Annotated in this window: 19 protein-coding genes; 8 read left to right on the top strand and 11 right to left on the bottom strand. The window is 46.9% G+C overall.

What is annotated here, in order from left to right; translation table 11 throughout:
- Nucleotides 1-132: 132 nt before the first annotated feature.
- Nucleotides 133-1173 (top strand): tryptophan--tRNA ligase, encoded by a 1041-nt coding sequence (gene trpS, locus EIZ48_RS19545; RefSeq protein WP_160655050.1) that lies wholly within the window; start codon nt 133-135, stop codon nt 1171-1173.
- 41 nt (nt 1174-1214) lie between these two features.
- On the opposite strand, the gene EIZ48_RS19540 is transcribed toward trpS, so the two are convergent.
- Nucleotides 1215-1868 carry a glutathione S-transferase gene (locus EIZ48_RS19540; protein WP_160655047.1) on the bottom strand — a complete coding sequence of 218 codons (654 nt, stop codon included), beginning with the start codon at nt 1866-1868 and terminating at the stop codon, nt 1215-1217.
- A gap of 169 nt (nt 1869-2037) precedes the next feature.
- Between EIZ48_RS19540 and EIZ48_RS19535 the strand changes: the two genes are divergently transcribed.
- From EIZ48_RS19535 to EIZ48_RS19525, 3 genes are all read left to right on the top strand, one after another.
- Entirely contained in the window at nt 2038-2790 is a 753-nt protein-coding gene (locus tag EIZ48_RS19535; protein WP_160655107.1) for an MBL fold metallo-hydrolase, read from the top strand.
- 210 nt (nt 2791-3000) lie between these two features.
- Nucleotides 3001-4509, top strand: coding sequence for a peptide MFS transporter (locus tag EIZ48_RS19530; RefSeq protein ID WP_160655044.1), 1509 nt, complete (start codon nt 3001-3003; stop codon nt 4507-4509).
- A 276-nt stretch (nt 4510-4785) separates the two neighbouring features.
- Entirely contained in the window at nt 4786-6294 is a 1509-nt protein-coding gene (locus EIZ48_RS19525) for a peptide MFS transporter (RefSeq protein WP_160655041.1), read from the top strand.
- 64 nt (nt 6295-6358) lie between these two features.
- Here the strand turns inward: EIZ48_RS19525 and EIZ48_RS19520 are convergent, their stop codons facing one another.
- Nucleotides 6359-7852, bottom strand: coding sequence for a multiheme c-type cytochrome (locus EIZ48_RS19520; protein ID WP_160655038.1), 1494 nt, complete (start codon nt 7850-7852; stop codon nt 6359-6361).
- Nucleotides 7853-8108: 256 nt separating this feature from the next.
- Between EIZ48_RS19520 and EIZ48_RS19515 the strand changes: the two genes are divergently transcribed.
- Nucleotides 8109-8489, top strand: coding sequence for a spore gernimation protein (locus EIZ48_RS19515; protein WP_338046932.1), 381 nt, complete (start codon nt 8109-8111; stop codon nt 8487-8489).
- Here the strand turns inward: EIZ48_RS19515 and EIZ48_RS19510 are convergent.
- On the bottom strand, nt 8486-8890 hold the full coding sequence (locus tag EIZ48_RS19510; protein ID WP_160655035.1) for a nitrous oxide-stimulated promoter family protein: 405 nt from the start codon (nt 8888-8890) through the stop codon (nt 8486-8488). The two genes, EIZ48_RS19515 and EIZ48_RS19510, sit on opposite strands and share 4 nt — an antisense overlap.
- A gap of 234 nt (nt 8891-9124) precedes the next feature.
- On the opposite strand from EIZ48_RS19510, the gene EIZ48_RS19505 reads away from it, so the two are divergent.
- Nucleotides 9125-9418: a hypothetical protein gene (locus tag EIZ48_RS19505; protein ID WP_036826689.1), complete on the top strand. Its 294-nt coding sequence runs from the start codon at nt 9125-9127 to the stop codon at nt 9416-9418.
- 415 nt (nt 9419-9833) lie between these two features.
- On the top strand, nt 9834-10475 hold the full coding sequence (locus tag EIZ48_RS19500; protein ID WP_160655032.1) for a thiopurine S-methyltransferase: 642 nt from the start codon (nt 9834-9836) through the stop codon (nt 10473-10475).
- A gap of 83 nt (nt 10476-10558) precedes the next feature.
- Here EIZ48_RS19500 and purT read toward each other — a convergent pair whose 3' ends face one another.
- A complete protein-coding gene (gene purT / locus EIZ48_RS19495; protein ID WP_160655026.1) occupies nt 10559-11734 on the bottom strand; it encodes a formate-dependent phosphoribosylglycinamide formyltransferase in 1176 nt (391 codons plus the stop codon).
- Nucleotides 11735-11962: 228 nt separating this feature from the next.
- Here purT and EIZ48_RS19490 point away from each other — a divergent pair, with 228 nt between their 5' ends.
- Entirely contained in the window at nt 11963-12361 is a 399-nt protein-coding gene (locus tag EIZ48_RS19490; protein ID WP_192928646.1) for a hypothetical protein, read from the top strand.
- 109 nt (nt 12362-12470) lie between these two features.
- On the opposite strand, the gene EIZ48_RS19485 is transcribed toward EIZ48_RS19490, so the two are convergent.
- The 7 genes from EIZ48_RS19485 to sbcB all read right to left on the bottom strand — a co-directional run bounded on the left by EIZ48_RS19485 (nt 12471) and on the right by sbcB (nt 19107).
- The gene (locus EIZ48_RS19485; RefSeq protein ID WP_160655022.1) at nt 12471-13439 is read right to left on the bottom strand and encodes a TAXI family TRAP transporter solute-binding subunit; all 969 of its coding nucleotides are present in this window, start codon (nt 13437-13439) and stop codon (nt 12471-12473) included.
- A gap of 162 nt (nt 13440-13601) precedes the next feature.
- Nucleotides 13602-14498: a DMT family transporter gene (locus EIZ48_RS19480; RefSeq protein ID WP_160655019.1), complete on the bottom strand. Its 897-nt coding sequence runs from the start codon at nt 14496-14498 to the stop codon at nt 13602-13604.
- 131 nt (nt 14499-14629) lie between these two features.
- Nucleotides 14630-15517, bottom strand: coding sequence for a cytidine deaminase (gene cdd, locus EIZ48_RS19475; protein WP_160655016.1), 888 nt, complete (start codon nt 15515-15517; stop codon nt 14630-14632).
- A gap of 205 nt (nt 15518-15722) precedes the next feature.
- The gene (locus EIZ48_RS19470) at nt 15723-16400 is read right to left on the bottom strand and encodes a CidB/LrgB family autolysis modulator (RefSeq protein WP_338046933.1); all 678 of its coding nucleotides are present in this window, start codon (nt 16398-16400) and stop codon (nt 15723-15725) included.
- A gap of 2 nt (nt 16401-16402) precedes the next feature.
- Entirely contained in the window at nt 16403-16741 is a 339-nt protein-coding gene (locus EIZ48_RS19465) for a CidA/LrgA family protein (RefSeq protein WP_160655010.1), read from the bottom strand.
- A gap of 89 nt (nt 16742-16830) precedes the next feature.
- Nucleotides 16831-17352 carry a winged helix-turn-helix domain-containing protein gene (locus EIZ48_RS19460; protein ID WP_160655007.1) on the bottom strand — a complete coding sequence of 174 codons (522 nt, stop codon included), beginning with the start codon at nt 17350-17352 and terminating at the stop codon, nt 16831-16833.
- Between the two features lie 333 nt (nt 17353-17685).
- Nucleotides 17686-19107 (bottom strand): exodeoxyribonuclease I, encoded by a 1422-nt coding sequence (gene sbcB, locus EIZ48_RS19455; RefSeq protein WP_160655004.1) that lies wholly within the window; start codon nt 19105-19107, stop codon nt 17686-17688.
- Between the last annotated feature and the right edge of the window lies 1 nt (nt 19108).

Below are 19108 nucleotides of genomic sequence, written 5' to 3'. Positions count from 1 at the left end.
ATCTAATCATTTCAATTTCTTGGTGGCGCTCTATTAAATAGAGCGGCGCTGAATCACATCTATTCATTGCCGTCGGAAGACTGACAATGAATACCTTCACTATGTCTCCGGCGGTCTATTTAGGAGACAATTATGCAAAATCAATTTCAATCTAACTTACAGTCTGATGATCCGGTAGAGAAAATACTGACTGGCGATCGTGCAACAGGACAACTTCACATTGGTCATTATATTGGTTCGCTGCAGCAACGGGTCGAGTTACAGCACAAATATCAACAGACTATATTAGTGGCCGATCTTCAGGGGCTCACAGACAACGGCAATAACCCGCGTAAAGTTTCTTCCAATATATTGAATGTCGTGGCGGATTACCTGGCGATTGGTATAGATCCGTCGAAAACTACTATTTGCCTGCAATCGGCGATCCCGGCACTGGCGGAGCTGACCATGTATTATTCAAATCTGGTATCGGTAGCGAGGTTGCAAAGAAACCCGACGGTGAAAAATGAAATAGCCAGCAAATCTTTCGGTAGCTCTATCCCGACAGGTTTTTTGATGTATCCCATTAGCCAGGCGGCTGACATAACAGCATTTAAGGCAACATTAATCCCCGTGGGCGATGATCAGTTACCGATGATTGAGCAAACGAATGAGATAGTCAGAAAGCTCAACAGTATTGCCCAGGAAGAAATATTAGTGGAGTGTCGCCCGCTATTAAGCAAGGTACCACGACTTCCTAGTACAGACGGCAATAGTAAAATGTCTAAATCAATGGGAAATTGCATCTTGCTGAGCTCAAGCGAAAAAGAGATATCGAAAGCGGTAAAATCTATGTATACCGATCCTAATCACCTCAAAATTGAAAATCCCGGCCAGGTAGAAGGAAATGTTGTTTTCACCTACCTAGATGCTTTTCACCCGGATATAAATTATGTTAATGAGTTAAAGGTTAAATATCAGCAGGGTGGTTTGGGCGACGGGACGACGAAAAAAATATTGGAAGAATGCCTTCAGGAAATTATAAAACCGATAAGAGAGCGCCGGGAGATGTTTATTGCTGACAAAGCACAGTTAATTGACATTTTGCGACAAGGCAGCGAGAAATCACAGGACGAATCGAATCAGGTACTAAACAACGTAAAGAAAGCCTTTGGATTAAACCTGTTCGGATAATGATCTTTAGTAATTTTAAACAGAGATCTTAAGTGCTAGTGCTAACCTCCACCAAATAAGAACTCCTGATGGCTATCTGCCCACTGCGGATACTGGGTCATTGCGATTGAATAGATTGGGTTCTGATAGTGGGTGTTTAGCCACCGGTGTAGGTTTGGGTAGGGGGCGTTGATAAACCACTTGCGGTCGACACGTGAAAATTGGCGAAGAAAGGGAAGGAGGGCGTAGTCGGCCAAACTTGGACGCGCGCCCATTAGGTAGTCGTATTTGTCGAGGCTTTGCTCTAGCGGGGAAATAAGCTTTTCACATTGCTGGCGATAAGTCTTCTCGGCGCTATCATGGTAGCGAGCAGCCGTTTTGTATTTTTCCAGGGCATCGACAAAATCCATGTCATAGCGTTTTATTTTGGCCAGCATTGACGCTAGGGCACCAGGTTGTTTGCTATTTAACAAGTCGTTGGGGTCATTTTGTTGTAAAGCCCAAAGCATAATATCCAGGCTTTCGTCAATGACACGGGAGTCTTCAAAGACCAATACCGGCACAGTGCCTTTGGGGGAAGCTGCAAGTAGTTCTGCGGGTATGTGTTTCATTACAACATCACGCAGCCTGACCGTCTGCCGGGCAAGCAGCAACGCTATTCTTGCGCGCATGGCATAAGGACACCGCCGTAAAGAGTAGAGTATTGGTCGCGACATGTCTGTCATCCTGAACTTAACCAGCTAAATTTATAGTAGATTGAATTTGATGAAGTTCCTACTGTAAGTACAGACAATGAAGAGTGCCGACATTCTTGAATGGTCTGATGAGTTGAACCATACTGGTTTAATTGAGCGATTTATTTTCAAGGATGAAAACACAGCGCATATGAGATTACATAAACTGGAAGGCTACATTCAGTCGATATATTTAGCTGAGTATCAAGACAAGTTGTTGTTACTTGATGGGTGTAGCCGTGCTGATATACACCAGATCAAACATTTTATTGTCGGAAAACTGCATCGGCCATTTAGTGATTTGAAACTGGTTGTTGTTACGCACATGCATCCGGATCATGCTGGAGCGGCCAACACACTGCGTGATTTAACGGGCTGTAAAATTGCTGCCGCGAATGTACCGGGCCAGTGGTATGCCGGCATTGACGGGAGGCTAATGCACTTTACCGATATGTTACTGGCAAAGTGGGTAGCCAAACGAATGAGGAAGCCCCGCCGTAATATATGGTATTCGTGTAGGTTAGAGCCTGATTACAGCTTGGATGATGGCGAACCGTTGCCCGGTTTCCCGGAATGGGTGGCGCTTTTTACTCAGGGTCATACCGATCGTGATTTGTCATTGCATCATTTGCCTACAAATTGTATCTATGTTGCCGATCTGATGGTCAAAGTAAAAGGCCGTTTTATTCCCCCGTTTCCTGTCTTCTATCCCAATAGATACCGAAACTCGATAAAGAAGGTTATCGATTTAGCGCCTTCATCCATTATTCTTGCTCATGGCGGTGAAGTTTATCCATCCAAGCAAGAGTTCCAACACTTGCTCGACCGCGCACCGACGGTTCCTATGACTCATTGGCGATCAGTTAAGTCAAAATTTAGAAAAGCTATTCGGAAAGCAGCCTGAATAAATATCGCAAAATAGATCAAACAGTCTGGTCTATCGGGCCAGATTCTCTTTAAACATGCTCCGAAACCAGCAATTTCGTATCCAGATCTCAATTACAAATGAAAGCGCAATAGTGATGTGCTATTTGTTTAATATTGAGGTCTGATCATGAAATTATGTTTTACATTGTGTTAGCTTTTGTGGTGCATAATGTTGAAGGAGTATTATATGCAAGATGCAAACGCTAGGTTTCCTCTCACAGCTAGGATATTAATCCTAAGGCAATTCCTCTGGGGAGCCGCTTTCTATGGTACGTATGTCTTATTAACGAAATTCTTTCTGGTTGAGCTAAATTATAGTGAAGCCGACACGATTATGATGCTGGGGGCATTTGGTGCGGTTGGCCCTGTATTCTCAGCTGTCGGCGGCTTTGTCGCCGACCGATATATCGGTGCATTCCGGGCGGTGTATATCGGTTATACCGCTTATACTATCGGCTTCTTTACGCTTGGCCTTGGCGCTTCCCAACTCAATATTCCGATGAGTATTTTCGCCATTGCTTTAATTGGCTATGCCCGAGGGCTGTCAGCCACTTGTCCGACAGTGCTGTTCGGTAACTCGTATTCGGCGACGAATCGAGAGTCGTTCCAGCAGGGCCTTACCATTAACTATTCGATAAACAACCTGGGCTCATTTTTATCGCAATATTTATTCCCGTTTATGGTTGCGTATCTTGCCTATCAGGGTAACTTCTTTATTTCATCATTCCTGATGATGTTAACGCTGGTTTTATTTTTCACGTTCAGAAAACGATTTGTTGTTGCCGGTAACGATTTAGACAAACGTCCCGTTAGCATGAAGGTGTGGGCTGGTTTCATTATCGGCTCGGCGATCATGCTTCGCTTGGTGTACTTTATCTTCGATAACCTGGAAGTCGGCAAATACTTGCTGTATTCGCTAGGTGTCGTGGTTATTTTGTATTTCATCTATGAGATAACACGCGCAACTGTTGCCTATCGCTATAAGATGTGCTGCGTACTCATCATGATTTTTGTTTTCATGGTGTTCTACTTCTACTATGGCCAAATGCTGACGTCGATGAACATCTACGCCATAAACCTAATGGGTGATCAGCTATTGGGCTTCATTCCAATTAGACCTGAATCAAACGTTGCGTTTAACCCGCTCTGGTGTTTTGTATTGGGTGGGCCGGTTATTTTTCTCTATGACTGGCTGGAGAGAAAAGGGTTTTCACCAACAATTCCGACCAAGTTTGTGGCTGCATTTGGTCTTACTGCCATTGCATTTGCGCTGTTGGGTCTATCGACCAGCTTTGTCGGCGAAGACGGAAAAATCTCTGCCGACTGGATTTTATGGGTGAACTTCTTCCAGTCGTTTGCCGAGCTGATTGTGGGTGCGCTGGGCGCCGGTTTTATTTTTGAAATGGTACCGCGCTACTTGTCTGCGTTCTCGATGGGGCTTCGTGCTGTGGCGTTGTCATTGAGTGGCATCGTCGCGGCGGTGATCTCGACCAAGATTGCCTTGCCAAAGGATCAGGTGTTGACGCCTGAAATTATCGAGGGTGTTTATGCCAGCTATTTCTATAACCTCGCTATTCTTGCGGTTGTGATGGCCGTTGTCACCTTGGGCTTGTCTAAAGTGATCGCCAAACTGATCCGCAAAGGCGAAGAATTGGAACAACAGGAAGCAGGGCAGGATATTGCAACTGATCATTAATAACGACGTTTAATTAGGTCGAGCGCCAGCCAGCAGGCTGGCGCTTTCTATTGGCACTATTCAGCCTTGTCTGTTGTCAGATTCCCTTTAATTGCGATATGTGTCATTTGTTTCCTAAGCCTTTCATCCGCTATTGACACTTTTCATATCAAGATCTCATAAATGCAAAAAAGCGCATATCCAATATGCCATTAATCGAATAACAAGGTTTCGATCATGAAACTATATCTCGCAATATGCTACTTTTCGCAGCGCATAATATTAAAGGAGCATGGCATGCAAGATGCAAACGCTAGATTTCCGTTTATGGCCAGAGTATTAATCCTACGTCAATTTTTGTGGGGTGCGGCTTTTTACGGAACTTATGTACTACTAACAAAGTTTTTTCTTGAAGAGTTAAATTACAGTGAAGCAGATACCATCATGATGATGGGTGCTTTTGGTGCCGTGGGACCGGTCTTTTCAGCTGTCGGCGGCTTTGTTGCTGACAGGTATATAGGCTCGTTCAGGGCGGTCTATATTGGTTATACGACTTACACCATCGGCTTTTTCCTCCTGGGGCTAGGGGCCAGCGATCTTAATGTTCCTCTGAGTATATTCTCCATAGCTTTAATTGGTTATGCCCGTGGCCTTTCGGCAACCAGCCCGACCGTCTTGCTCGGGAACTCTTACTCGGAAACTAACCGTGAAGCATTCCAGCAGGGCTTAACGGTTAACTATTCAATCAACAACCTGGGTTCGTTTTCTTCCAAGTATCTGTTCCCGTTTTTGGTTGCATTCCTTGCCTATCAAGGCAACTTCTACATTGCATCCGGCTTAATGTCGCTGACACTGGTGCTGTTCGTTATCTTCCGTAAGCAATTTGCGGCGGTGGGCAACGACATTGATCGTCGTCCGGTTGACCTTAAAACATGGGTTTGCTTCGTAGTCGGCTCGGCGGCAATGTTAGGCTTGGTATTCTGGGTGTTCTCAAATCTGGACGCTGGAAAATACCTGCTGTATGCCCTGGGTGCGTGTGCGATCATGTATTTCATTTATGAAATTACCCGCGCAACCGCAGCCTACAAATACAAGATGTGTGGCGTTCTGATCACTATCTTTATTCTGATTGTTTTCTATTTCTATTATGGCCAGATGCTCACTTCAATGAACATTTACGCGATAAATTTGATGGGCGATCAGCTACTGGGCTTCATTCCAATCCGTCCGGAATCTAATGCGGCGTTTAACCCGCTATGGTGCTTCATTCTTGGTGCGCCAGTGATTTACATTTATGCTTGGCTGGAGAGAAAAGGATTTTCACCAACAATTCCAACCAAGTTCGCGGCTGCCTTTGTATTTAGTGCCATGGCTTTTGCTCTGTTGGGCCTTTCTACCCACTTTGTCGGAGATGATGGCAAGATCTCAGCAGACTGGATCCTTTGGGTCCACTTCTTCCAGTCGCTGGCTGAGTTGATTGTTGGCGCGCTAGGTGTCGGTTTCATCTTTGAGATGGTGCCACGTTACCTGTCGGCGTTTGCTATCGGTCTACGCTCTGTTGCGCTGTCGCTCAGCGGCATTCTGGCAGCGGTGATCTCCACAAGGATTGCACTGCCGAAAGATCAGGTGTTGACTCAAGAGATCATTGAAGGCGTGTATACCAGTTACTTCTATAATCTAGCGATTCTCGCTGTAGTGATGGCATTTGTAACCTTGCTGTTGTCTAAAGTGATTGCGAAACTGATCCGTAAGGGTGAAGAGTTAGAGCAGCAGGCATCAGGCAAGGATGTTGCGACTGATCACTAATACCCGGTAATAAGCTTCAAACGCCAGCCATTAGGCTGGCGTTTGTGTTTTCAGCCCTATTCAGTTACTGCTTCATTGCTACTGCAGTGCTGGCGTCCTTGGCCTCAACCGATATGGTGGTTTTGGTTGATGTCATGTTGACGATATCGACTTTCAGTTTTCCTTTCCCGAGTAACTCATCGACCAGTTTCTGCGGGAACGGCCAGTACTTCAAATCGGCATTAAGGGTGATATCGCCTGTCACTTCTTCCGGAACAAGGAAGGTGTAGTCAACGATCGAGTATCCGTTAGGCAGAATTCGAGTGTCCGACAGTATTCGGTCCACTTCCCAGACATTGAGATCGACCACATTGCCGTTGGCATCGCCCAATATAACTTTGAAACTCTGCGTACCGGCTTCGGTGTGCCCGTCTACGATAGCCCCAGAACGATAGATTGAAATTTGGTTGTCGGCTTTGACATCGAAATCGACCCACACTTCCCGACCTTCAGGAAAGCCGGTTGGTAGCTTATGCCCGGCACCGACATTGGCCACTTTGACCTTGATGGTTGCCAGCTGGCCGGGAGTGAAAGACTCAGGTAGTTCGATAAACTCGATGGTCGCGGCTGAGCGAAGCATTTCGCGAGCAAGTTCGGCGCTGTCGGGATTTCCAAAATACTGATGCAGGGTAGAGTTACCGCCGGTAAATTCATGAGAATAAATGTGCTCGCGTTCTTTGCCCATAATGGCAGAGCGGCCTGGGTTGTCTTTAATGCCAGGCCCAGGTGTCATGTGACAGTCCTGACAGTGAATACCTTTCTCGTTGTACGCACTTTCTTGCCATTCGTCGTAGGTGCGCTCGATGGGCGTACTATTGAAAGGGTGAGAGACGTTATGGCAGACCGAACAAAATTCCGATTTGGTATGAAGATCGGAGAACTCGGTCTTATGATAAGGCGATGTCGCATCGGTGCGCGGCCCTAACTTCACGTGCTTCTCTTTGTTGGGAGAGAGGATGTAGGCGCCGTTATCATTACCGCTGATGCCTACAATGTTATGGCATACCTCGCAGTTGACGCCGGGAAGATGCTCATCGCTATCAAGCATTTCTGCCGTTGCCTGCATGCTGGTCATTCCGATTGGGCTATGACAGGCAATACAGAAATTATCAACTTGCCCATCTGTGGCTTTGCTGGCTCGCCTGAATAACGCTTTGTAGATAGGATCTTCCCACGAGTTTGCCATCACAGAACGTTCCCACTGCTGGTAAATCTCATTGTGACAGCCTTTACAGATTTCAGGGTTTTCGAACATCTCTGGGGTGAGTTGCTTGCCATTCGTTGTTGCTCGCGATGGATAGAATGGCATTTGCTGTTCTATTTGTTGTTGAGTTTCTGGCTTGTGAGGTTTCAGCCACTTTTGCATATCTGATGTGGCATGGGAATTAAACGAACTCAGGATGAACAGGCAACAGATCATTATTGTGCCCGTCATTAGGTGAGGTGATACCAGCTTGTTTCGCTGTTTATTTTGATAATACTGATTAAGCCAACTAATCGTTGTTTGGATATTGCCCATAGGAGTACCCGCTGAATGTTTCTATGTGATACTTAATAAAACTGATGCCTAATAAAACAGACTTAGTTTAGGCCGGGTAAAAAGGAGAAAATGTCCCGAAACTGCAATAACCTTACTCATGAAGAGGTTTATTAATTGAGAGTGACTTGAAGTCTGTTGTAGCGCAGTTGAGCAATAATTATTTAGAATGAAGCACATAAAAACGCGATATGATTTGGATAGGCGAGTCATTTGTTCCTTATATCAGGAGATGAAAGTGAAGAGAGCTTTTGCAATTGGTATGTACATGTCTGGTTTTATGTTGTCTGCCTTGGCATTGACGGGGTGTGGTGAGGAGTTGGAGCTAACAGTTACTCCCGTTAAGAATGTCGAGAATGTGCAGGTTACCGATCTTAATCAGCTTGATGTGTATTGCCAAACCGGGATCTGTCAGTTCGATGTCACGGCCAACCAGCAGGCTAACATCACCGTCAACATGCACTACAGTGAGTCCCGGGTTTTCGAGAAAATTGAGGGTGTCAGCGTAACTGGCAAGCTGGGTTCATCTGTAGTGATGGTCGATGAGAATACATTTACATTGGATGTTTCCGGAGAGCCCGAGCCGTCAAAACTGCTGGTTGTTGATTACTATCGCTAATGTTTCTCTGTTTTGTCTGCTTGCTTACGTTTGTGTCGATTGGACGCATTGGCTGCCGGTTTGTCAGGGATCGGTCGTTTTTCCGCGATAAGGTGGCGTATGGCCAACACAGGATGCTTCAATAACATTCTCGGCCCGGAATAGCGCATGATTTCCCGTGATAACTGCCTGTAGTCGGTTTTGTAGCAATGGATAGGGCAGAGACGGCATGTTGGCTTTTCTTCGCCATACGGGCATCGATCCAGTCGGGTATGGGCATACTGGAGAAAATCCTCACATTTATCACAAATCCCGGCGGTGTTGTGGTGATCTTTACAGTAGATTTTAACCATTGCCTCGATGGTTTTATATTCGGTTTGAAGGCTTCCGAATAGAATAATTGTTTGGTCTGTTTGGGTCATAATGGTTTCTCTACAGCATAAATCTTACTGAGACACACTAAACATACATTTATAATATACCTACAACTATACGCTGAAAACATGATCTAAATCGTGATTTATATGACAAGAATGCTGAATGTTGTTATGAACATGAAAAAATTATGGCTTTTATCGCACTAAATCGCCATGCATGGGTTGATTTCATTGGGTTTGAGCAGTAGTATCCGCTCCTCTTTTTTTGTGGTGGTGTATATGAGCAGATTTGAGTGCCTTGAAAGAATTGTCGACGAATACCGTAAGAAAGTTCGTGACGCGGAGTTTAATAAACAGAATGACAGTGAAGTCGCTAAAGTCCTAGTTCTGCTTGTCGGAAACTCTATGTTCAACTTGGCAGATGAATTTGCAGATTGGGTAAACCGTGGTGGCGATCGCAGCTACGGTGGTAAGTTCTTTGTCTCTAAGCAGCTAATGACGTTGCTTGAGCCTGTGACTTTCCGCGGTGTAACTGTACGCCGTGATTCGATCAAGCTGTTCAGAATTTCTTAATTGTCCGGTTTGTATCGTTTGTTCAATGACTCTCATAAAAGAAAAATTGAAGAACATATTTATAATCTCGCCTAGCGCAGTCTAAGCCAGATTAGTAGAAAAGGATGCTTCGGCATCCTTTTTTGCATCTGAATGCTGAGAATCGATCATCTTCCGTAATACTTATTGATAATAGCTTTATTTGCGCCTGTGATTGATTATAGAGCGATTTGGTGATGTTTTGCGCGCGTTGTTGTTTGTGATTCGTTTGAGGCGCTCAGACGGCGCCTGAGGCGTTTATGGGCAGTGGCGGTTTTTCCTGCTCGCTGAGGGCGTACCTAAACTGGATCAGAGCAACAAACTATGGTCAGATAGCGGCCATAGAGAAAAATAACAAAACGTTTAATAGTAAAGTCAGTTAAGAGATTCTAATAAGATGGATGCAGAATTTTGGCATAGCCGCTGGGCGGAGAACCGTATCGGTTTTCATTTAAGTGACATTAACCCTGTACTAACGAAGTATTGGCCAACGTTAAACATGACACGCTCGGACACCGTGTTGGTGCCTATGTGCGGCAAATCAGTTGATTTGGCCTGGTTGGCTGAAAAACATGACAAGGTTATCGGTATTGAGCTCAGTGATATTGCGGTACGAGCGTTTTTTTCCGAGCATTTCTACACACCCATGGTGACGTCGATAGGCAATGGCCAGACGCTCTATGAGTTCGATGAAATTACCATTCATTGTGGCGACTTTTTTGCCACTCGTGTTGACCCTGTCGATGTGGTTTATGATCGTGCGGCATTGATCGCGATGCCTGAGAACATGCGCAAAATGTATACAGAGCATCTGCTTTCGATGGTTAAGGCTGGTGGACGTATTTTGCTGGTTACTGTGGATTACCCGCAGCCAGAAATGGATGGCCCTCCGTTCAGTGTCACCAAAGATGAAGTTGAACAGCTGTTCGCAGGCTGTAAGATCACCCACCTTGATCGGGATGATGCCGATGAATCACACCCGCGCCGTCAGCGTGGACTGTCACGTTTTGCTGAAGAAGTGTGGCTAATCGAGCTCTAATCGTTCGGACTGTTTTCAGTTGAACTAATATGAAAAAGGAGCCAGAGGCTCCTTTTTTCATGCTTGGCGTGTTTATATTTTCGTTAGAAAACGACTTTGATATCCGAAGCTGTTTCAACCGCGTCGCTGATTGCCTGATCTGTCGTGTCTCGGCGAGTCAGGGCAACGCCTAAACGGCGGCGACCGTTAATTTCTGGCTTGGCAAACAGGCGAACCTGCGTTTGCGGACGGGCCAGTGCAGTTGCCAGGTTATCAAACCGGATGTTGTCGGAAACACCTTCAGACAATACAACAGCCGATGCTGACGGGCCGTACTGGGTGATAGTGTGGATTGGCATGCCAAGGAAAGCGCGAACATGCAGGGCAAACTCAGATTGATCCTGAGAGATCAGGGTGACCATGCCGGTGTCATGCGGGCGAGGGGAGACTTCGCTGAACAGAACCTCATCTCCTTTGACGAATAGCTCAACACCAAATAAACCATAGCCACCCAGTGCGTTCACTACTTTTTCGGCAACTTCCTGAGCGGCCTTAAGAGCGGCGGCAGACATTTGCTGTGGCTGCCAAGACTCGCGGTAGTCGCCGTCTTCCTGACGGTGACCGATAGGATCGCAGAAATGCACGCCATCAACGGCACGAACGGTCAGCAAGGTAATTTCGTAATCAAACTCGACAAAGCCTTCGACGATGACACGTCCGGCTCCTGCACGTCCACCTTCCTGTGCATAGTGCCAGGCAGATTCGATGTCTGCCGGTGTTTTGATCACGCTCTGTCCCTTGCCGGAAGAGCTCATGATTGGCTTGACGACACACGGTGTACCGATGCGCTCAACTGATGCGGCGAAATCATCATACTGATCTGAAAATTCATAAGGAGAGGTTGGGATAGCCAGTGTTTCAGCAGCAAGGCGGCGGATGCCTTCGCGGTTCATGGTAAGCTTGGTCGCATTGGCTGTTGGCACTACATTCAGGCCTTCGGCCTCTAGTTCAACCAGCGTATCGGTGGCAATTGCTTCGATTTCCGGTACCACATAGTGAGGCTGTTCCTTGGCAATAACTTGTTTGAGCGCTTCGCTATCGAGCATATCGATAACATGGCTGCGATGGGCAACCTGCATCGCCGGGGCATTGGCGTAGCGATCAACAGCGATAACTTCAAGACCTAAACGCTGACATTCAATTGCAACTTCTTTTCCTAGTTCGCCGGATCCTAGCAGTAGAACACGGGTTGCATCTGTGCGAGTCGCTGAACCTAACATCGAATTTCCTTACGATAAGTATTGATACTGAGCGCGATCATACAGGAATTCAACCATCACGCAAACGTTTGCTTTGTTTGTTTTTACTTAGTTTTTGCCTTGTTGTTCCAAGGCTATACTTAGCGGTTTCTTTGTAAAAGTTTTGTCATGATTACAGCGGAGCTATCGAGTCTTAGAGGGTTTTTGGTTAACGTAGGCCCATTATTCGTTACCGACAGTATGATTACGATGAAAAAAGTTTTACTAGGCTTGGCGCTTGCTCTTTCCGTTTCAGCACACGCTTCACAAAGCGTCGGGGTGTTTTTTGGTAGCCCGATGAGTGGTATTCAGTACAAGACGAACGATCTTCGATTTTCTCTTGGCCTGGATGATTTTGGTGTGGCGGTAGACAAGACGTTTAACTTAGGTTCACTCGTCAATGACCCTGATCTAAATAGCATGTACACCTTCGTTGGTGCGCAGTACGTCGATAACAAGCATGACAAACTGGGTGTGCGTTCAGGAGTAGGGTTCCAGGTGCCGGTAAGCCAGTTTGAACTCTACGGTGAAGTTGGCCCGACACTGTATGTCGTTGAAGACGTTGACCTGGAACTAGAAGGCGCACTGGGCGTTCGCTATCGCTTCTAAGTGGATTTGAGTTAGTTTTTAATGCTTGTGTCGGGAATGCTTATACAGTGTTTAAGGTGCATTCTGTGACGCCGTCACAAGCGTTGTTCTATTGCTAACCCTATTAACCCTATTTAATGAGTTTTGCTTCCTGGTAGTACTGTTTGGCACCATCATGAAGCGGTGCAGACAAGCCATCTTTGACCATTTCTTCTTTCTTCAGATTGGCAAAGGCTGGGTGAAGCTTGCGGAAGGTATCAAAGTTGGTAAAAACGGATTTGACGACCTGATAGATCAAGGCTTTGTCTGTTTGGGCCGATGAAACAAACGTGGCCCCGACACCAAAGGTTTTCACATCATTGGCAGACCCTTTGTACATCCCACCGGGTACTGTTGCGACACGATAAAAGTCATTCTCGGCAATCAGTTTGTCGACCACAGGCCCTGCCACCTCGACAATCACGCTGTCACAGGATGTAGTGGCTTCCTTGATCGCACCGCTAGGGTGGCCAACGGTATAGATCATCGCATCGATTTTGTTGTCACAAAGGGCTTTAGATTGCTCGGATGCCTTCAACTCGGAAACTAGCGCGAAGTCTTTATTCGTCCAGCCAAGGGTTTTCATCAGTACTTCCATCGTTCCTCGCTGGCCGGAGCCCGGATTGCCGATGTTAACGCGTTTCCCCTTTAAGTCTGTGAAGGTCTTAATGCCGGAGTCGGCCCTGGCGACAACGGTAAATGGTTCAGGGTGAATAGAGAAAACCGCACGAAGTGATTTGAAAGGGCCATTGTCGGCAAATTTGCTGGTTCCGTTATAGGCGTGGTATTGCCAGTCTGATTGGGCGATCCCCAGATCAAGCTCACCGGCCCGAATTGTATTGATGTTATAAATTGACCCGCCGGTACTTTCTACCGAACAACGGATGCCGTGAGCGTCACGGTCTTTGTTGACCAAACGGCAAATCGCACCGCCAGTGGGATAATACACACCTGTAACGCCACCAGTACCAATGGTGATGAATGATTCTGCGCGTACCGTGATTGAGAAGAGCAAAGAAAAAAGGCTAATGAAAAGAGACGCTAAACCAAGTTGCTTCATATCAGGTTCCTCTGAGTAACAAATTTCTCCGTACGATTGAAAAGTATAGAAGAGATACCGTAACTCACTCAGATTCTTCGTAATAATGAGCAGTTGTTCTAATTGGCTAGCAAGAAAAAGAAAATCCCCGGCAGAGCGAGGATTTTGGGGATAAGTGATGGGTTAGGCTGCTTCGCTTTTAACGGTTGCCTTTTTATTTTCCCACTGTGTGATAAAAGCGACGGAAGCGATAATAATGGCAGCGCCAAGCCACAGACGCCCGGGTGGTACCCAGCCAAAGACAACCCAGCCAGCCAGTACGTTCAAAGGAAGCTTGGCATGGTCAAACGGCTGAACGAATGAGGCATCGGCAACCGCGTAGGCTTTGGCAATCGACCATTGTGCCAATGCTGTCAGCAATCCGGCTCCGGCAAGCAGTACCCATGTCAGCCCGCTTGCAGGCATAGAGAAGTCCGGTACCGCAAGAAACAGGTTGAATGGCGTGATCAGAATCAGCAGGTAGACAACCATCGTCGTTGGTGAATCATCGACAGACATCTTTTTCACCATCAGTGAATAGCAGGCCCAGAAGAATGCAGCACCAACAGGTAGTAAGGCTGCCCAACTGAACGAGTCGGCCCATGGCTCAAGAATGATCATCGCACCAACAAAGCCCGCTAAGGTAGCCGCCCAGCGTGCAATACCGACTTTTTCCTTTAGGAATAACCCAGAACCGATAGTGGCAAACAATGGCGAGGTCATTAGCAGTGCAATACCCTGCCAGATAGGCACCGGATAGGCGAGTGCCCACAGCCAGAGCTGAATACCAATCACTGAAAGGAACACACGTAAACAGTGCATCCTAAAGTGTTTGGTTTGCAGTGCCTGCCGTAGCCCCAGGCTTCTTAACCAAGGGAAGATAGCGATAAGGGCAATGAAATATTGAATAAATGCAACAGTGGTTGAGGGCAGGTGGAGCATGACACTCAGGTACTGAGCCAGGCTGTTGACGATAGCAAATGCAAGCCCTGCGGTTAGCATCCAACTGGCGCCCTGGAGCGGATTGTGGTGATGAGACATGGGTAATATTATCAGTACAGGTAATAAAATCTTACGGCATCATACCCCTGCATACGAGAGGATGAAACTGATTTAAAAAGAAAAACCGCCATTCGGCGGTTTTTGGATAGTCAGATTATGCTGCGCTACTGTTAAGCCGCTACATAAGTAAGAGGGACATCTGGGTTCAGCGCTTCCAGGGTGTTTTGGGTATCTGCCAAGTGGCTGATAGTGCTGTCTGATTTTTCTACCAGTGCCGCTTCTTCAATGTCTGAAAGCGGGTAACCAGCCATGTTCATGTTAACCAGTGCAACCTGAAGTGGTGGCAGGCTTGGGTTGAACGCTGCGTTCTCGGCATACTTACCAATGAAGGTTTTACCGTCTTTGGCTTTTAGCGCAACTCCACTGAAGTTCTTGGTGTATGGCGCGTGAGAGCCGTTGGCCGCCGCACACGCTTCTTTAATCAGTGCTTCGGTCGCATCGGTTTTCAAGCCGTGGTCAACGTTCGCCAACAGGGCATCAGTAATGTTCAGATCAGCAGGACCGAATGACTCAGGCAAGTATTCCTGAAGCTTTTTCGCTGCGCGTTCAGGTAGCTGAACAACCAGGCTCTGTGCTGTAGTCAGCTCGTTCATGAACTGGCGACAGTGGCCGCAAGGGCTGTAGTTAATGGTGATATCGGAAATTCCTCTTTCACCCTTCACCCAGGCATGGCTGATTGCAGATTGTTCGGCGTGAATGGTTTGTGACAGAGAAGCACCGACGAATTCCATGTTAGCGCCAAAGTAAAGGCGACCAGATTCACCACGCACAATAGCACCGACGAAGAAGTTGGAAATCGGAGCAACGGAATAGGCAGCAGCAAGAGGAAGCAGAGCAACACGCAGTTCACTGTCCGTCATCTGTGTTTTAGCGAGCAGCTGTTCGAATACTTCTGGGCTCAAAGTTGCATCAAAGTTTGCATCTTCTAAAACAGGCTTAATTGCAGTCGCCAGATCAGAGGGTAAAGTGCCTAAAGCATCCATCACTTTAGTATGCATGAGTGTTACTCCGTATTGTGTATGGAGAAACATTGTAGGCGCAGTGATTAATTTCATGTGTGATCTTTGTCACAGATACCCAATCGTCGTTACACGCATTACATAAATGAGAGTGGTGTCACACAGATTTTAATTTTCGCGCCTTTATTTATCAACAAGTTAACTATGTATTCGATTACCTGCATATATTGTGAATACTAATGTCTTAGCTGAATACCTTTAAGATTAGTGGAAAAATGGCCGGTGCAAGGATAGATGTCATGACACCGCAGATCACAAGCGCCAGTGAACTGAATGCGCCATCCTGATAGTTTTCTTCCGCCGCTTTTGCCGTGCCAAGGGCATGAGATACCGTCCCCATCGTTAGTCCTTTGGCGATAGGGGCTTCAATGCCCACTAACCGAAATAGCGGGTAACCCAATACCGCGCCGAACAAACCCGCAATAATCACCATGATGGCTGCAATTGCCGGAACACCGCCAATCTGCTCAGAAACCGCCATTGCGATAGGTGTAGTAACAGATTTAGGCAAAATGCTTGCCGTTAGCTGAGGGTCGGCACCAAGCGACAAGGCAATGCCGGCTCCGGTTAGCATCGACAGCACACTGCCGGCCAGGCATGCGGTGAAGATGACTTTCCATTTTTGTCTGATTTGGGACAGCTGTTCGTAGAGGGGAAACGCCAGTGCGACGACAGCAGGTTCAAGCAGCGCGTTCAGCCATTTGTTTTGTTCGAAATAGGTTTCGTATGGCACGTTCAACCATACCAGCAGAGGGATAATGACAAGCAGGCAGATCAACAGCGGGTTGACGATAGGGTGCTGAATGTACTTTGAAATATACCGGGCAATATAGAAAACAATTAATGTTGTAGCCAACCAGATCATCATTTTTCCTTGTAGTGAGTCGCCACGCCAATAACCAGAAAAACAATCAGGCTGCTGCCAATGGTGCTGAGTAAAATCGGTAAGGTGTTTGCGGAGAGTAAATCAAGATAGTTCATCAGGCCGACGCCAACGGGAACGAAGAGCAAGGCCATGTGGCGAATGAGCAGATGGCAGCCTTCTTTTGCCCAACTGGAAGGGATGAGCCCCATTGAGAGCACGATGAAAAGAAGCAACATGCCGATGATGCTACCGGGAATAGCCAGCTGGGTAAGGTGCTGTATCGCCTTGCCGATAAACAGGCAAATAAGAATGACAGAAAAGGAACGGAGATATGCCATGAGCCTTGATTCCTAACGAAGAGACTCATTCATCATACAAAACAAATGTGATCTAAGCCACAAAAATTTGAGCGTAAAATTACCGACTGTTAGAAGTTAGAAACAACCACAATTGCAACCCCGGCTGCGGCTAGTAACAGCACTGAAATCTTATGCAATAGGCTGTATTTAACAATGTGCTCGGTGGCTGACTCCAGCTTTGGTTCCTGGTTACTTTCGGCAGGAAGTCTCGGTTGTTTATCAAAGGTATGGACAAGGCGGCATGTCTTGTCTGGAAGGGGAACGCGAAAGCCAAAATGAGGAATAACCTCAATGGGAATGGACATCTTGCCATTGTATTCGAGCTTTTTTGTCAACGAGATCAATAAAGTATTTAGATCATAGTGGCTGTTGCTTTCGTGGCTGTATGGATCGACCTGAGTGAATGTCTTATCGAACAGCGACTGGGCACTGATCACCTCACCGGCGAAATAGCACAGGGTTTCCAACAGGCGAGACTCATGGACCGTGAGCTCGGTTTCAGTGTTGTCTTGCCATACCAGCAGACGCAGATCGGGCTCAAAATCCACGCTTTCAAAGCGATAGCAACGCGTTAATGCTTTAGTCGTCATATCAACCACTTAAATACCAATGAATACTAAATTCGATACTTGCGACGTAATCTCCACTGCAGCGCAGGTGTGTTTAATGGCGATTTCGTCTGATCAAAAAAACTTGGACTCAGACTGCAAGGCTGAATGAGTAAAATCTGACTTTCGTTCAGATACCTTCGTTATAAGTGTTGATGGCAATCGCACTAAGTTCAAATCTCGAAAATGGGATAATGTCTTAATAAAAAGCCCTCCGGCTTTGCAGGCCGGAGGGCTTAGATAAAATAGTATGGTATTACGGTGTGTTAGCCAGCTAAACAGCAAAGTGAAACGGCTTACATCATCACTGTATTGCTATACCAGGCTGTCTACATACTCATACACTGCTTTGAGTATCGCTATTTTGGCTTCATCCGCCTGGTGAGTCATAGCAGTTGCCTCGAGGTTTTCCATATAGGCAGGCAGATTGGATTCAAAGTAATCCTGACAATGGTGTTTCCATTGCTGTTGCTCTTTGAAGTCCAGCGTCATCGGGAAGTTTCTGGCACGATAACGGAACAGCAATGGTTTGATGCGTTTGTCGTCGACATTCAGCTCGAGGTTCGCCAGCTCTTCCGGCGCAGTCTCGCGGATAATGTCGATCGTTGAGCGATCAGCATTGGAGAAGAAGCCATCGTACAGCATGGCATCGACATTGGTGTTGGCTTCATACTCACGTTCAACGCTGTAGATAGCCAGCAGCTTCTCACGAATTTCTGGGTGTGATTTCAACAGCTGCAAGTTCTCCAGACACTTCTGGCGATCGATTCCGATCCGCTCTGCATCCTCGGCCTTGAGCGTTTTGGCAGGCGCCAGAACCGGGCACTTGTTTAGATGCACCAGCTTAAGCGGAACCGGCAACTCATCAGGGCCAAGATCAACACGTTTGGTGTACAGCCTTTCACGCAATGTATCGGCATCAAGCTCGATAAGCGGGGTAGGATCCATCGCAAGGTTAACCGTGATCACGGCATTCTTGTTATCCGGATGCCAGGCCATTGGCACAATCCAGCTGGTATTGCCGCACTCGACACCAAACATACCGGAGACATGCACCAGCGGCGTCATTTCAACAATATCAACCAGCTCCTGCAGCTTGCGCTTGTGACGCAGGCTGAACAGGTAGTTAAACAGTTTAGGCTGGTTTTGCTTTAAGATCTTCGCCAGCTCAATTGTCGCGTAGACATCCGCCATCGCATCGTGGGCATTGGCGTGTTCGATACCGTTGGCAACGGATAAGTGCTCAAGCTTAAAGCTCGGCAGGCCATCTTCATTGTCATGCCAATTTACCCCTTCTGGGCGCAATGCGTAACAGGTACGCATAATATCGAGCAGATCCCAGCGCGAGTTGCCGTTCTGCCACGCCCAGGCATAGGGGTCGTAGAAGTTACGGTAAAGGGTATAACGGGTAACCTCGTCATCGAAGCGAACGTTGTTATACCCAATCACACAGGTATTCGGCTTGGAAAGCTCAGCGTGAATACGGGCAATAAACTCCGGCTCCGACAAGCCCTTCTCATGCGCTTCCTGAGGTGTGATCCCAGTGATCAGACACGCTTCAGGTGAAGGCAGGTAGTCCACTGGCGGTTTACAATAGATAACCAGCGGCTCGCCGATAATGTTGAGATCCATATCGGTACGCACACCCGCAAACTGACACGGACGATCAGTCGAAGGGGTAGCGCCAAAAGTTTCATAATCTAGCCAAAACAAAGTTGGCTCATTTGTATTGTTCATA

The organism is Photobacterium alginatilyticum, assembly GCF_009910675.1.
GTDB classification, from domain to species: domain Bacteria; phylum Pseudomonadota; class Gammaproteobacteria; order Enterobacterales; family Vibrionaceae; genus Photobacterium; species Photobacterium alginatilyticum.
Note: the sequence above shows the minus strand (reverse complement) of the source record. Positions and strands in the feature narration are given on the sequence as shown.